This window comes from Streptosporangium album (assembly GCF_014203795.1).
GTDB classification, from domain to species: domain Bacteria; phylum Actinomycetota; class Actinomycetes; order Streptosporangiales; family Streptosporangiaceae; genus Streptosporangium; species Streptosporangium album.
In genome coordinates, this window is the sequence record NZ_JACHJU010000002.1 from 107,552 (window position 1) to 121,856 (window position 14,305).

Below are 14,305 nucleotides of genomic sequence, written 5' to 3' on the forward strand. Positions count from 1 at the left end.
CTGTAGGCACGCACGGTCGCTCGGGCATCTTGTACATCGCGCGTGCCCGTAGGAGTTCAAGGAGAAAAGTGTCGCTCGACACCGCAGCCAAGAAGCAGATCATCGGTGAGTACGCCAAGGGTGAGACCGACACCGGTTCCCCCGAGGTGCAGATCGCGCTGCTGAGCAAGCGCATCAGCGAGCTCACCGAGCACCTGAAGACGCACAAGCACGACCACCACAGCCGCCGCGGCCTGCTGCTGCTCGTCGGTCGCCGCCGCCGTCTGCTGAAGTACCTGGCGAGCAAGGACATCACGCGTTACCGTTCGCTGATCGAGCGGCTCGGCCTGCGTCGATAGAGTTGTGAGGGAGTGGCGTCCGCGCCACTCCCTCATCGCATAGCGAATCTCTCGAGACGGGTCCCGGCGCGTCGCGCCACATGGACACCGTTTCGGTGAGCAAACTGAATAGCCGAGACAGTGCCCCGCGTCCGCCAGCAAGCGCGCCCCACGGCGTCGGAGGGCCGGTCCTCGGTAGTGGCCCCCGGTCATCACGGTGTAAGCCGTACGGAACCGGGCGCTTCGATCGAAGACCGGCGCTGCACCTACGGGGAGCAGGCTAAGAAGACGACTCAGGTGCGAGACGCGTGCCTGAGGGGACGCGGGCGACCGACACAAGGAGGTCCCCCGTGGAGGGTGTCCACAACAGCGAAGCCGTTATCGACAACGGCTCTTTCGGCACGCGTACCATCCGGTTCGAGACCGGGCGGCTCGCGCGCCAGGCGGCGGGTTCCGCCGTCGTCTATCTGGATGACGAGACGATGGTCCTGTCCGCGACCACCGCCTCCAAGCATCCCAAGGAGAACCTCGACTTCTTCCCGCTCACGGTGGACGTCGAGGAGCGGATGTACGCCGCGGGCCGCATCCCCGGCTCGTTCTTCCGTCGTGAGGGCCGTCCTTCCGAGGACGCCATCCTCACCTGCCGTCTGATCGACCGGCCGCTGCGCCCGTCCTTCGTCAAGGGCCTGCGCAACGAGATCCAGGTTGTGGCGACCATCATGGCGCTCAACCCCGACCACCTGTACGACGTGGTCGCGATCAACGCCGCGTCCCTGTCCACCCAGCTCGCCGGGCTGCCCTTCTCCGGCCCGATCGGCGGCGTCCGCGTCGCGCTGATCGAGGGTCAGTGGGTCGCCTTCCCGACCCACTCGGAGCTGGCGAACGCCACCTTCGACATGGTGGTCGCCGGGCGTGTCCTGGAGGACGGCGACGTCGCGATCATGATGGTCGAGGCCGAGTCCACCCGCGACACGCTCAAGCTCATCGCCGACGGCGCCGTCGCGCCGAACGAGGAGACGGTGGCCCAGGGCCTGGAGGCGTCCAAGCCGTTCATCAAGGTCCTGTGTGAGGCGCAGTCCAGGATCGCCCAGGTCGCCGCCAAGGAGACCGCCGAGTACCCGCTGTTCCTCGACTACCAGGACGACGTCCTGGAGGCCGTGACCAACGCGGTCAAGAGCGAGCTCGCCGCCGCGCTGACCATCGCCGGCAAGCAGGAGCGTGAGGCCGAGCTCGACCGCGTCAAGGCTCTGGCCGTCGAGAAGGTCGGCTCCGAGTTCGAGGGGCGTGAGAAGGAGATCAGCGCCGCGTTCCGCTCGCTGACCAAGAAGCTCATGCGCGAGCGGGTCATCGCCGAGGGCGTCCGCATCGACGGCCGTGGCGTCAAGGACATCCGTCAGCTCAACGCCGAGGTCCACGTCGTGCCCCGCGTGCACGGCTCCGCCCTGTTCGAGCGTGGCGAGACCCAGATCCTGGGCATCACGACCCTGAACATGCTCCGCATGGAGCAGATGATCGACACGCTCAACCCCGAGCGCACCAAGCGCTACATGCACAACTACAACTTCCCGCCCTACTCCACCGGTGAGACCGGCCGCGTGGGCTCGCCCAAGCGCCGCGAGATCGGCCACGGCGCGCTCGCCGAGCGGGCGCTCGTCCCGGTCCTTCCGGCCCGCGAGGAGTTCCCCTACGCGATCCGGCAGGTCTCCGAGGCGCTCGGCTCCAACGGCTCGACCTCCATGGGCTCGGTCTGCGCCTCGACCATGGCGCTGCTCGACGCGGGTGTCCCGCTCAAGGGCATCGTCGCGGGCATCGCGATGGGCCTGATCAACGAGGGCGACCAGTACGTCACGCTGACCGACATCCTCGGTGCCGAGGACGCCATGGGCGACATGGACTTCAAGGTCGCCGGCACCAAGGAGGTCATCACCGCCCTCCAGCTCGACACCAAGCTCGACGGCATCCCGGCGTCGATCCTGGCCGCCGCGCTGAAGCAGGCCAAGGGCGCCCGCCTGGCCATCATCGACGTGATGCAGGAGGCCATCGACTCTCCGGCGGAGATGAACGCGACGGCCCCGCGCATCATCACGATCAAGGTCCCGGTGGACAAGATCGGCGAGGTCATCGGCCCGAAGGGCAAGATGATCAACCAGATCCAGGACGACACCGGCGCCGAGATCACGATCGAGGACGACGGAACCATCTACATCGGCGCCACCGACGGCCCGTCCGCCGAGGCGGCCAGGTCGGCGATCAACGCCATCGCCAACCCGCACATGCCGGAGGTCGGCGAACGCTACCTGGGCACGGTCGTCAAGATCGCCGCCTTCGGTGCCTTCATCTCCCTCATGCCGGGCAAGGACGGCCTGCTGCACGTCTCCCAGATCCGCAAGCTGCACGGCGGCAAGCGCATCGAGAACGTCGAGGACGTCATGAACGTCGGCGAGAAGATCCAGGTGGAGATCGCCGAGATCGACTCGCGCGGCAAGCTCTCCCTGGTCCCCGTCGAGGTCGTCGAGAAGGAGGCCGCGGCCAAGGCCGACGGCGACGCTCCCGAGGAGCAGCCCGCAGCCGCGCCCGCGGCCGACGAGCGGCCCCGTGACGAGCGGCCCCGCCGCACCCGCACCCGGACCAGCGGCGGCGGCAGCCGCGGGGGAGAAGACCGCAACTCGTGACGACCACCACTCTGCACCCCGGCAAGGAGGGCGCCGGGGTCGTGCAGCGCACCGTCCTCCCCGGTGGGCTCCGGGTGGTGACCGAGTCCATGCCGACCGTGCGTTCCGTCGCGGTCGGCATGTGGGTCGGCATCGGGTCCAGAGACGAGTCCCCCGAGCACATGGGGTCCTCTCACTTCCTTGAGCACCTGCTGTTCAAGGGCACCCCGACGCGGGACGCGCTGGAGATCTCCGCCGCGATCGAGGGCATCGGCGGTGAGATCAACGCCTTCACCGCCAAGGAGTACACCTGCTACTACGCGCGGGTCCTCGACGAGGATCTGCAGGTGGCGATCGACGTGCTCGCCGACGTGGTGACCTCCTCGCTCATCACCCCGGAGGACGTCGAAGCCGAGCGTGGCGTGATCCTGGAAGAGATCGCCATGCACGACGACGACCCGTCCGACATGGTGCACGAGCAGTTCTCCGCCGAGATGTACGGCGACACTCCCATCGGCCGGCCGATCCTCGGCACGGTCGATTCGATCAACGCTGTCAGCCGTGACCGGATCGCGGAGTACTACCGCCGTTACTACCTGCCGACGCACACCGTGGTGTCGGTGGCGGGCAACGTCACCCACGAGCAGGTCGTGGCGCTGGTCGCCGCCGCCTACGAGCGGGCCGGAGCCCTCGGCGGGGACGCCTCGCCGGTCGCTCCGCGGCTGTCCGGTCCCGGCATCGAGGCCCGCTCCGGGGTGCGGCTCGTGCATCGGCCGACCGAACAGGCCAACCTGGTCCTCGGCACGACCGGCCTCACCCGCACCGACGAGCGCCGCTTCGCGCTCGGCGTGTTCAACGCGGCTCTGGGCGGCGGCATGTCCTCGCGGCTGTTCCAGGAGATCAGGGAGAAGAGGGGACTGGCCTACTCCGCCTACTCCTACACCTCCGCCTACGCCGACACCGGGCAGTTCGGCATCTACGTCGGCTGCCTGCCGTCGAAGATCGATGACGTGCTGAAGATCTGCCGGGAGGAGGTCCTCCGGGTGGTCGCCGACGGCATCACCGAGGAGGAGATCGCTCGCGGCAAGGGTCAGATGCGCGGCGGCCTCGTGCTGGGGCTGGAGGACACCGGTTCCAGGATGTCCAGGATCGGCAAGGGCGAGCTCGTCTATGACGAGCTTCTCTCGGTCGACGACGTCCTCGCCCGGATCGAGGCGGTGACTCCGGAGGAGATCACCGAAGTCGCCTGTGACGTCCTCAACCGGCCGATGACCCTCGCGGTGATCGGCCCCTACGAGGACAAGGACTTCGGCTGGGCCGTGAACGGCTGACCGTCCCTCTCGCTGACGGCCCCGGCGCTCCACGCGCCGGGGCCGTTCTGCTCACGGGCCGCGGTCCGTTCCCACCGGACGGGCACGGGAGACGGCCTGCGGTCCGGGTGGCTCATCAGGCGGGGTGCCCATGGTCCGGGTGGCCCACGTTCCCGATGCGTCCGTGGTCCTGGTGGCTCGCGAGCTTCCGCGCGGTGTGACGGTATAACCTTGGGCCGTGATCAGGGTTGGAGTTCTGGGCGCCCGAGGGCGTGTCGGTGTGGAAGTGTGCAAGGCCGTCGAGGCGGCGGACGACCTGGAGCTGGTCGCGGCCGTCGACGCGGGCGACCCGATCGAGGGCCTGTCGGGCTCCGAGGTGGTGGTCGACTTCACCCACCCCGACGTGGTCATGGGCAACCTCGAATGGTGCATCTCCCACGGCATCCACCCGGTGGTCGGCACCACCGGCTTCGACGCCGGACGCCTGGCGACCGTCAGGGGCTGGCTGGACGGCAATCCCGGCGTCAACGCGCTGATCGCTCCCAGCTTCGGCATCGCGGCCGTGCTGATGATGCACTTCGCCCAGCAGGCCGCCCGCTACTTCGACTCCGTCGAGATCGTCGAGCTGCACCACCCGAACAAGGCCGACGCGCCCTCCGGGACCGCCCGCCGTACGGCGGAGCTGGTCGCCGAGGCGCGGCGGAAGGCCGGATCCGGGCCGATGCCCGACGCGACCAGCGCGGAGCTGGACGGGGCCCGTGGGGCGGAGGTGGACGGAGTCCGCGTGCACTCGGTCCGGCTGGCCGGGCTGATCGCCCACCAGGAGGTGCTGCTGGGCGGTGACGGGGAGACCCTCACCATCCGCCACGACACCATGAACCGCTCGTCCTTCACGCCGGGAGTGCTGCTCGGTGTCCGCCGGGTCGGGGAGATCCCGGGACTGACCGTCGGTCTGGAGCCCCTGCTCGACCTGTAGGCCGGGAACTCCGGTGGAGAGCCGTCCGTCTACCGGGTGTGACGCGATCCGAGCTCGTCTGTCCCCTCTGCCAGAGCACGGAGTTCCAGAAGGAGCATGGCAGGATCGACAGCCGGTGGGGGTTCACTCCCCGCCAGGTGATCCTGATGATCTGTGTGCGGTGCCGCTATATCCTCCAGTTCTATGACAAGCACTCGATCTTCGACTTCGACTGAGGTCCGCTGGGCCGTGGCCGGGGAGCTGCCCGGCCTCGCGGCGGTGGAGGTCGCCGCCGACGGGGTGTTCGCCCAGGTGGGCATCACCTTCCCGGAGGGGACCACCATGATCGAGGAGACCGACGACCCGTCACGGGTGCTGGTCGCCGGTGCCCCGCCGGTCGGTTTCGCGATGATCGGCTGGGTCGACGGACTGGTCCACCTCGACCAGCTCGCCGTCCACCCCTCCCACGGGCGGCAGGGCATCGGCGGGCGCCTGCTGGAGGCGGTCTGCGACCATGCCGCCTCGACCGGGTCGGCGGCGGTGACGCTGACGACGTTCCGGGACGTGCCGTGGAACGGGCCGTGGTATGCCCAGCGGGGCTTCGCCACGCTCGATCCGGCCGAGTGGGGGCCGGAGCTGACCGGGCTGGTGGCTCATGAGCGGGAGCTGGGCATCGAACTCGCGCCCCGCGTCGTGATGCGCCGGCTGCTCTCCGGAGAGGCCACAGCGCCCCGCATATGAGGCATTCTCGCCTTCCCTCCGTGAGTCTCTCAGGGAGGACGAGACGGGACGGTGCGCTGTGACATCGCGGACCCCGGCCCTCCGGAGGGCCCGGGGCGGCCGATGCCGATAGCATCGCTGGCGTGAGCCGGTTCCGTGATGAGGTGTGGCAGGTCGTCGAGGGGGTCTACGGCGAGATCCTGGCCCACCCCTTTCTCACCGGACTGACCGACGGGACGCTGCCGCGCGAGGTCTTCCGGCACTTCGTGGTCCAGGAGACGCACTTCCTGCCCGACTACGCGCGGGCGCTGGCGGCCTGCGGGGCGCGGGCGGCGGACCCGGCCGTGGTGCAGCGGTTCGCCGGGGACGCCGCGCGCACGGTCGAGGTGGAGCACAGCCTCCACGTCGAGCTGCTGGCCGCGTTCGGCATGGACGAGGACGACGCGCGCGGTGAGGGCGCCACCCCCACCACCGTCGGTTACGGCTCCTACCTGCTGCGCGCATGTCACCTGGGCACCTTCCCCGAGGCGCTGGGCGCGATCGTGCCCTGTTACTGGATCTACGCGAAGGTCGGCGAGGAGCTGCTGAAGCAGTCGTCGCCCGACCCGCTGTACGCGTGGTGGATCGAGACCTACGGCAACGAGCACTACCAGGAGACCGTCGCCGGGGTGCTGGACCTGCTCGACGAGGTCGCCGCGTCGCTGCCCGAGGCGGACCGCGGGAGATTGCGCGAGCACGCGCTGACCACCGCCCGCTACGAGTGGCTGTTCTGGGACGCGGCCTGGCGGCGGGAGTCCTGGCCGGTATGAGCTGCGGCTAACCTACTGGTATGCGCCTGAGGGACCTGTGCCAGGTCGACCACCTGGGGCTGAAGGTGCTCAGCGGTCATGATCTGCTCGATCGCCGGATCCGTGGCATCGCCACCACCGACCTGATCGAGCCGGGCCGCTTCCTCAAGGCCGACGAGCTCGTCCTCACCGAGCTGACCTGGCATGACGGCCCGGAGTCCGCCCGGCGTTTCGTGGCCGCGCTCACCGAGGCCAGGGTCGCCGCGCTCTGTTCCGGGACCGCGCTCAAGGTCCCGCCGGCCGACCTCATCGACGCCTGCGCCGACGCCGGCCTGCCGATGCTCGCCCTCGGCGTGGAGGTCTCCTTCAGCGCCCTCACCGAGTATGTGCTGCGTGCCCTGATCGACGAGTTCGGCTCCGTCCCGAGCAGGCCGTACGGCTCCCGCAGGAGGCTGGCCAGCACCCTCGTGGACGGCGGGAGCCTGAGCAAGGTCGTCACCACGGTGGCCGGAGAGCTGGATGTCCCCTGCTGGGTCATGTCGGCGACCGGCCGGGTCGTCGTGGGTTCGCAACCGCTGCCCGCGGGGGCCGGTGCGCGGCTGGCGCACGCGTTCCTGTCCGCTCGCTTCCTCCCAGGTACGGCCACGCAGGCCGACGGCACCGTGCTGTCGGTCTTCCCGGTCAGCAAGGGGGCGCCGCACCGGATCGCCAACTGGTTTCTGGCCTACGCGGGGGAGCAGGTGCGGGCCGGGGGTGAGCACGAGGATCTGATCGTGGAGCTGGCCGCGCTGGTCGCGCTGGAGCGCTCCAGGCTGGAGGCGGCGCAGCGGATCGAGCGGCGGGTGCTGGACCAGCTCCTGGAGCTGCTCGCCTCCGGGGACGCGAACCTGCCGGGTGTGGTCTCCCGGCTGCACACTCTGCACATCGAGACGGAGGACGGCCTGCTGGCGGTGGTGCTCGCGGTCGAGGGGGCCGACCGGGCGGACGAGGTGGGTGTCGCCGTGCTCGACGAGCTGTTACGCCCGCTGGCGCCGGGCGTGGCGACGGCGGTGGGCGGAGAGGTGGTCGCGCTGGTTCCGCTGGCCGGCAACACCGCCGCCGAGCTGACCGCCCACATGCTGTCCGGGGCGGCCACGCTGGAGGCCGGGCTGGGCGACGCCCGGATCACGGTCGGGGTCAGCAGCGTAACCAGGGGGCCGGCCGCGCTGAGCAGTGTGATCGAGGAGGCCAGGCACGCCCGCATCCTGGCCGAGCTGGGCGAGGGCCGGGTGTCGGCGATCACCGGCGACGACGTCAGCTCCCACCGCTCGCTGATCGCCGCGATCCCGGGGGAGCTGCGTCACTCCTTCCGGACACGGCTGCTGGGGCGGCTGGAGGAGTACGACGCGGCGCACCAGACGGATCTGATCGAGACGCTGGAGACGTTCCTGGAGGAGTCGGGGTCGTGGGCCGCGACCGCCGACCGGCTCCACGTCCACGTCAACACGTTGAGATACCGGTTGAAGCGGATCGAGGAGCTGACCGGGCGGTCGCTCAACGCCCTGGACGAGCGGGTCGACTTCCTGCTGGCGATCAGGATGCGCTAGACGGCTCCGAGCGGCGCGCCCCGGACGCCGCCGTGTCCCCGCGGCGGTTTCTCAGGACGTCGCGGCGGCGTAGGCGTCCAGCTCGGCGAGGTAGGCGTCCTTGAGGCGGCGGGGGAGCCAGGTGATCTCGAAGGCGTTCCGCTCCAGCTGGACGAGCTCCTCCCGGGAGAGCGTGAGGGCCTCGGCGAGGGCGACGAGGTTCTCCTGGACGTAGCCCGCGAAATAGGCCGGGTCGTCGGAGTTGACCGTGACCCGCAGGCCGAGGTCGAGCATCCGGCGGATGGCGTCGGCCTTCATCGAGTCGGTCACGTAGCCGTTGGAGATCGGGCACACGGTCAGGCCCAGTCCCTTCGCGCGGATCGCCTCGACGAGCGCGGGGTCCTCCAGGGCGTTGACCCCATGGTCGATGCGGTTGACGCCGATGTCCTCGATGGCCTGGCGGATGTGCTCGGTGGAGTTCTCCTGGTCGACGTCGCAGTGCATCGTCAGAAGGTAGCCCTCCTGCCGGGCCCGCTCGTAGACGGCGGCGAACTTGGCCGGCGGGTTGCCCTTCTCATCGGAGTCGAGGCCGACGCCCACGATCCACTCGCGGTAGGGCAGGGACTCAAGGAGTGTCGCCATGGCGTACTCCGCCTGGAAGTCGCGGAGGAAGCACATGATGAGCTGCGCTTTGATCCCAAGCTGGTTCTCGGCGTCGATCAGTGCCCGGCGCAGGCCGCGGATCACGATGGCGAACGGCACCCCGCGTGAGGTGTGGGCCTGCGGGTCGAAGAAGATCTCCGCGTAGCGGACGTTCTGCGAGGCGGCCTTGCGCAGGTAGGCCATGGCAAGGTCGTAGAAGTCGGGCTCGGTGCGGAGCACGTCCATGCCCTCGTAGTAGATCTTCAGGAACGAGGGCAGGTCGTCGAAGGAGTAGGCGGCCCGGATCTCCTCGACGGAGGCGTAGGGCAGCTCCAGCCCGTTGCGCCGGGCGAGTTCGAACTTCAGCTCCGGTTCCAGGGTCCCCTCGATGTGCAGGTGCAGCTCGCACTTGGGCAGGCCCTCGATGAAATCCGTCATTGTCAGCTCCAGGAGAGGATCGGGTCGACGACCTCGAGCTTGACGCAGTCGACGAGGCCGAGGTCGGTGATGGCGTAGTCGGGGATCGCGGTGATCGACAGGAAGAACAGATACATGAGCGGGGACGGCAGCTCGCATCCCAGCTCGCGGGCCAGGTCGTCCAGCGCGCTCTCGGCCTCGGCCATCTCCCCGGCCGGCAGGTCGGAGACGATGCCGCCGACCGGCAGCGGCAGGAGCCCGCGCACCTCGCCGTCCACGACGACGACCTGGCCGCCACCGGCCTTCACGACCTCGTTGACGGCCAGGGCCATGTCGGAGCGGGAGGCGCCGACGCAGATGATGTTGTTGTCGTCCGGGGCGGCGCTGGTCGCGATCGCGCCCCGGGTGAGACCGTAGCCGCTGATCAGGCCGACCGGCCGGTTGGAGGTCTTGCCGTACCGCTCGACGACCGTGATGTAGAGCGCGTCGTCCTCCACGGAGGGCTCCACGATCCCGCCGGTGACCGGGAGGGTGACGTCGTGCCGCCTGCGCACGAACACCTGCTCCGGAGTCATCCGCATCGACAGCGCGGTGACCGTGGAGGCGCCCTCGGGGGCGCGGAGCACGATGTCGCCGGCGGTCAGCTCCGGGACGGGGAAGGGCCGCACCTGGCCGCGCGGGGGAGGCGCGGAGGGAGTGATCATCGCGCTGTCCCTGGCGACCAGGGTTCCGCCCGCCACGACCTCGCGCACCCGGAAGTCCGCCAGGTCGTCCACGATCAGCACGTCGGCGTACCGGCCGGGGGCGATGCTGCCGACCAGGTGGTCGATCCGGTACATCTCCGCGCAGTTGACCGTGGCCATCTGGATCGCGGTCACCGGGTCCACGCCCGCCTTGACGGCCATCCGGACCAGCTTGTCCATGTGGCCTCCGGCGAGCACATCGGCGGCGTGCACGTCGTCGGTGCAGAAGGCCACCCGGCGCGCGCCCACCTGGGAGACGACCTTGATGTTCTCCTCCAGGAAATGAGCGACGCTCGACTCGCGCACGATGGCGTAGATGCCCCGGCGCAGCTTCTCCAGCGTCTCCTCGGCCGAGTAGGACTCGTGGTCCAGGCGGATCCCGGCCGCGGCCAGGCCGCTGATCCGGCGCGGGTCCGACAGCGGGGCGCAGCCGAAGACCGGCAGCCGGTGTCCGGCGGCCAGGTCGAGCGCCTCCATTACGGCCTCGTCGCCGTGCTCGACGAACTCCTGCACGGTCTCCCAGATGCCGACGCATTCGGGCCACTCGTGCGCCAGCAGATGCTCGGCCGGGCCGAAGGTGTGCCCGACGGTCGACTCGGGGACCGTGTAGGGAGCCTTGGCGGGTGCCCCCCACCAGACGCGCATGCCGGTCCGGGCGGCCTCGTCCAGGAAGCCCCGCACCCCGGGCAGGCCGTCCACCACCAGGATCTGGTCCAGGCCGGAGACGACGCTGGTGGTGCCGTAGGGGACGACCAGGTCGGCGAAGCTCGTCACGGAGAGCTTGCTGCACTCGATGTGCAGGTGGCCGTCTATCAGGCCGGGGACCAGGTAGCCGCCCCGGGCGTCGATGATCTCGGTGCCGGGACCCCTTTCGAGATCGTTTCCGACGACGGCGATCCGGGTGCCGCTGATGCCGATCTCGGCCGGGTAGGTCTCACCGGTCAGCACGTTGACGAGGACGCCGTTGGTGATGATCGTGTCGGCGGGACGCCGCCCGTAGGCGACGTCGAGCAGGGTGTGGTCGGGCATTTCTCTGTGGTGCCTTTCGCGTCGGCGGGCTGTCAGGCGGGGACGGAGACGGGGACGGGGACGGGGGCGCCCCGGCGGTCGAGCGCGGCGTACACCAGAGCCGCCACTCCGAAGCCCGCGAAGATGCTGAAGTCGGAGCCGCCGGTGATCTCCGAGAGCGGTCCGGTGAAGGCCGTCGAGTTGATCCAGAGGCCCGCCGCGATCATGCCGGCGACCTGCGCGGCGATGCCGGTCCAGCGGATGCCGCCGCTGCCGTGGTACGGCCCGCCGTCGGCGAACAGGCCCTCGGCGTCGTAGCGGCCCCTGCGTCGCAGCCAGTCGGTCAGATAGATGCCCGCCCAGGGGGCCAGCCAGAGGATCAGCAGACCGAGGAAGGTGTTGAGCATCGTGTTGAAGGAGTCGGAGAACACCGCCACGCAGGTGATCGCGACGCAGATCACCAGGTCGAGCACGACCGCGGAGGACCTGTTCAGCCTGATCCCGGAGGCCTGCAGGTTCAGACCGGAGGAGTAGAGGTCGGTGGTGTTCACCGCGAACAGCGTGACGATCGCCAGCAGCAGGTAGGGCACGACGAACCAGGACGGCAGCGCGCCGGGCAGGCCCGAGACGGGGTCGCCCGCGTCCTTGACCACGGTGGCGACGGCCGCGCCGAGCGTCATCAGCAGAACGTACGGCACGAGCCCGCCGAACATCGCGTAGCCGAAGACGGCCTTCTTGCTGGAGTCCGCCGGCAGGTAGCGCGAGTAGTCGCTGCCCAGCGGCGCCCACGACAGTCCGCCGGCCGACATGACCAGCGCCACCGCGATGGTGAACGTGGCGAAGTCGGCGCCGCCGGCCGAGGCGACCTGGACCTTCGGCGCGATGAGCGCGCCCATGACGGCGAACATCGCGACGAACACCCAGGTGAAGTACTTCTGCGCCCTCATCACGGCGGCGTGCCCGATGAGCGGCAGCACGAGCTGGATCAGGGCCGCGACGACGATGACGCCGATCTTCAGGCCGGCACCCTGGCCGGTGACCCCGGCCTGGTCGAGCAGGGCCAGGGCGGCGAAGGTGATCAGCACCATGCCGCCGGCCTCGAAGCCCACCATGTTGATCCAGCCGAAGAAGCTGAGCACCCGGGCGCCCTTGGGGCCGAACGCGGCCCGGGAGACCGCCATCGTGGAGGTGCCGACGGCCGGGCCCTGCAGGCTGGTCAGGCCGACCAGCGGGAAGGCCAGCAGGTTGCCGATCACGATGGCCATGACCGCCTGCGGGAAGCTCAGTCCCAGGGAGACGACGACCGTGCCGTAGACCAGGGTGAAGATGCCGAGCGTGGTGCCGCTCCAGAGGAAGAGCAGATCACGCGGCCGGCCGTACCTCTCCGACGGCGAGACCAGCTCGATCCCGCGTTGCTCGACGGCCACGACTCCTCCAACTTTGTCATTGAACGTTCACGTTCAGTGAATCAAAGAGAGGGGAATGTCCTCGTTGTCGGCGAGCACGAGACGGGGAGAGCGCGCCTGTAGCGATCTCCAAAGTGATCGTTTCAGAGCGCCTGAAGGGCCAGGCCGATGGTGAACAGCACACCGTAGACGAGCTGGAAGCGGCCGGTCTGCTGGAGCGTGGCGATCAGGGCGGGCCCGGTCGCGCCCTGCCTGACGGCCTGCACCGGGCCGATCGCGAGCGGCGTGGCGAGCACGGCGAGCGCCGCGAACGGCTGCCACGGTGCCATGGCCAGCGCGATGAGCAGGGGAAGCGTCAGGCAGAGGGTGTAAAGGGTGCGGGTGCGGTGATCGCCGAGCACCACGGCCATGGTGCGCTTGCCGGCCGGGCCGTCGGTGACGATGTCACGCAGGTTGTTGACCACCAGCATCGCGCAGGCCAGCAGGCCCACCGGGACCGAGGCCGCCAGCGCGGTCCAGGGAAGCCATTCGAGCTGCACGAACGTGGTGCCGGCCACCGCGACCAGGCCGAAGAACACGAACACCGAGATCTCACCGAGCGCGCGGTAGCCGTAGGGCCGTGAGCCGCCGGTGTAGAACCAGGCCGCCGCGATCGACAGCGCGCCGACCAGCAGCAGCCACCACGCACCGGTGGCCACGACCAGTGCCAGCCCCGCCACCGCGGCGGCCAGGAAGCAGCCCAGGGCCGCGCCGAGGACCTCGCGGGGTGCAGCCGCCGCCGAGCCGACCAGGCGCATCGGGCCGACCCGCTCGTCGTCGGTGCCGCGGACGCCGTCGCTGTAGTCGTTGGCGTAGTTGACGCCCACCTGCAGGGCGAGCGCCACGAACAGGGCGAGCAGGGCCCGCCACCAGACTGCCCCGCCGTATCCGATCGCGACACCCATGCCGACGGCGACGGGGACGACGGCGGCGGGAAGGGTGCGCGGACGGGCTCCGGCGATCCACTGGCTCGGGGTGGCCATGGTGTTGCGGTTTTCCTCTCGGGTGTTTCCTGCCGGCGGTCCGGGAGCATGTCGACTACGTCGATCCCGGACCGCCGGCTCTGGGGCGTGTCCGTGGATCCCCGCCACGGCGGGGATCCACGGACACGCCCTAGCTGATGTCGGTGGTCAGGCGGATCATCCGCACCGGCCGGCCTATGTTGAGGACCCTCTCGGCCCCGTCCTCGCCCCAGCCGGCCGACTCCAGGAACCCGAGCGGGCCGTGGTTGTCGGCGAACACCCAGGTCACGATGGTGTGGTAGCCGTCGTCACGGAGGTAGTCGACCGTCGCGTTGAGCAGGCGGCTGCCGTGTCCGCGCCGGACATGGTCCGGATCCACCAGGAAGGTGAGCATCTCGGCGGTGATGGTCGGGTCGAGGTCGGGGTCCTCCGCCGGGGCGTGGGAGGCGAGGCCCACCACGCGCTCGGCGCCTCGCATCGCCGCCATCGCCTCGATGCCGCCGGGGCCGAGGGCGGGGAACGCATCGGTGTCGAGGACGACCTGCTCCACCGCGACCAGCACCCGGTGCCGGGAGGACGGCGGGGTGAGGATGGCCTCGTCCCACTGGCGCCGCCACATCTCCTCGGCGGCGGGACCGGTCATCTGCTCCAGCGGTCCCTCCGGGAGGAAATCCCGGTAACCGTACTTCCAGGCGCGTATCTGGGTGCTCGTCACAGCGGCGACATCATCGTGCCGAGCCGCCCGCACGCCTACGTCTGCCATCTCGGCCCGCTCCTTCTCT

At 69.8% G+C, this 14,305-nt stretch carries 13 protein-coding genes; 8 read left to right on the forward strand and 5 right to left on the reverse strand.

The features are described from left to right. Window positions 1-68: 68 nt before the first annotated feature. The 8 genes from rpsO (at window position 69) to FHR32_RS24000 (ending at window position 8,327) form a co-directional block, all read left to right on the forward strand. Window positions 69-338 carry a 30S ribosomal protein S15 gene (gene rpsO, locus FHR32_RS23965; RefSeq protein WP_184756767.1) on the forward strand — a complete coding sequence of 90 codons (270 nt, stop codon included), beginning with the start codon at window positions 69-71 and terminating at the stop codon, window positions 336-338. Window positions 339-667: 329 nt separating this feature from the next. After that, window positions 668-2,989, forward strand: a complete 2,322-nt coding sequence (locus FHR32_RS23970) for a polyribonucleotide nucleotidyltransferase (RefSeq protein WP_184756768.1) — start codon at window positions 668-670, stop codon at window positions 2,987-2,989. Continuing rightward, window positions 2,986-4,299 (forward strand): M16 family metallopeptidase, encoded by a 1,314-nt coding sequence (locus tag FHR32_RS23975; RefSeq protein ID WP_184756769.1) that lies wholly within the window; start codon window positions 2,986-2,988, stop codon window positions 4,297-4,299. Before FHR32_RS23970 ends, FHR32_RS23975 begins: the two co-directional genes overlap by 4 nt. 217 nt (window positions 4,300-4,516) lie before the next feature. Continuing rightward, window positions 4,517-5,254 carry a 4-hydroxy-tetrahydrodipicolinate reductase gene (dapB, locus tag FHR32_RS23980; RefSeq protein WP_184756770.1) on the forward strand — a complete coding sequence of 246 codons (738 nt, stop codon included), beginning with the start codon at window positions 4,517-4,519 and terminating at the stop codon, window positions 5,252-5,254. A gap of 38 nt (window positions 5,255-5,292) precedes the next feature. Then, a complete protein-coding gene (locus tag FHR32_RS23985) occupies window positions 5,293-5,469 on the forward strand; it encodes a hypothetical protein (RefSeq protein ID WP_184756771.1) in 177 nt (58 codons plus the stop codon). Continuing rightward, the gene (locus FHR32_RS23990; protein ID WP_184756772.1) at window positions 5,438-5,974 is read left to right on the forward strand and encodes a GNAT family N-acetyltransferase; all 537 of its coding nucleotides are present in this window, start codon (window positions 5,438-5,440) and stop codon (window positions 5,972-5,974) included. Before FHR32_RS23985 ends, FHR32_RS23990 begins: the two co-directional genes overlap by 32 nt. A 122-nt stretch (window positions 5,975-6,096) precedes the next feature. After that, window positions 6,097-6,762, forward strand: coding sequence for a thiaminase II (tenA, locus tag FHR32_RS23995; RefSeq protein ID WP_184756773.1), 666 nt, complete (start codon window positions 6,097-6,099; stop codon window positions 6,760-6,762). A gap of 20 nt (window positions 6,763-6,782) precedes the next feature. Next, window positions 6,783-8,327, forward strand: a complete 1,545-nt coding sequence (locus FHR32_RS24000) for a PucR family transcriptional regulator (RefSeq protein ID WP_184756774.1) — start codon at window positions 6,783-6,785, stop codon at window positions 8,325-8,327. Window positions 8,328-8,378: 51 nt separating this feature from the next. On the opposite strand, the gene FHR32_RS24005 is transcribed toward FHR32_RS24000, so the two are convergent. From FHR32_RS24005 to FHR32_RS24025, 5 genes are all read right to left on the reverse strand, one after another. After that, entirely contained in the window at window positions 8,379-9,386 is a 1,008-nt protein-coding gene (locus tag FHR32_RS24005) for an adenosine deaminase (RefSeq protein WP_184756775.1), read from the reverse strand. A 2-nt stretch (window positions 9,387-9,388) separates the two neighbouring features. Beyond that, a complete protein-coding gene (locus tag FHR32_RS24010; RefSeq protein ID WP_184756776.1) occupies window positions 9,389-11,137 on the reverse strand; it encodes an adenine deaminase C-terminal domain-containing protein in 1,749 nt (582 codons plus the stop codon). Between the two features lie 32 nt (window positions 11,138-11,169). Further along, window positions 11,170-12,543, reverse strand: coding sequence for a purine-cytosine permease family protein (locus FHR32_RS24015; protein ID WP_184756777.1), 1,374 nt, complete (start codon window positions 12,541-12,543; stop codon window positions 11,170-11,172). A gap of 122 nt (window positions 12,544-12,665) precedes the next feature. Next, window positions 12,666-13,544 carry a 1,4-dihydroxy-2-naphthoate polyprenyltransferase gene (locus tag FHR32_RS24020; protein WP_184756778.1) on the reverse strand — a complete coding sequence of 293 codons (879 nt, stop codon included), beginning with the start codon at window positions 13,542-13,544 and terminating at the stop codon, window positions 12,666-12,668. A gap of 130 nt (window positions 13,545-13,674) precedes the next feature. Continuing rightward, on the reverse strand, window positions 13,675-14,286 hold the full coding sequence (locus tag FHR32_RS24025) for a GNAT family N-acetyltransferase (protein WP_184756779.1): 612 nt from the start codon (window positions 14,284-14,286) through the stop codon (window positions 13,675-13,677). Window positions 14,287-14,305 lie beyond the last annotated feature (19 nt).

What these genes read in the sequence shown, in the direction of transcription:
- FHR32_RS23990 (WP_184756772.1), top strand. Translation starts at nt 5,438, where the DNA reads ATGACAAGCACTCGATCTTCGACTTCGACTGAGGTCCGCTGGGCCGTG.
- FHR32_RS24000 (WP_184756774.1), top strand. Translation starts at nt 6,783, where the DNA reads ATGCGCCTGAGGGACCTGTGCCAGGTCGACCACCTGGGGCTGAAGGTG.
- FHR32_RS24005 (WP_184756775.1), bottom strand. Translation starts at nt 9,386, where the DNA reads ATGACGGATTTCATCGAGGGCCTGCCCAAGTGCGAGCTGCACCTGCAC.
- FHR32_RS24010 (WP_184756776.1), bottom strand. Translation starts at nt 11,137, where the DNA reads ATGCCCGACCACACCCTGCTCGACGTCGCCTACGGGCGGCGTCCCGCC.
- FHR32_RS24020 (WP_184756778.1), bottom strand. Translation starts at nt 13,544, where the DNA reads ATGGCCACCCCGAGCCAGTGGATCGCCGGAGCCCGTCCGCGCACCCTT.
- FHR32_RS24025 (WP_184756779.1), bottom strand. Translation starts at nt 14,286, where the DNA reads ATGGCAGACGTAGGCGTGCGGGCGGCTCGGCACGATGATGTCGCCGCT.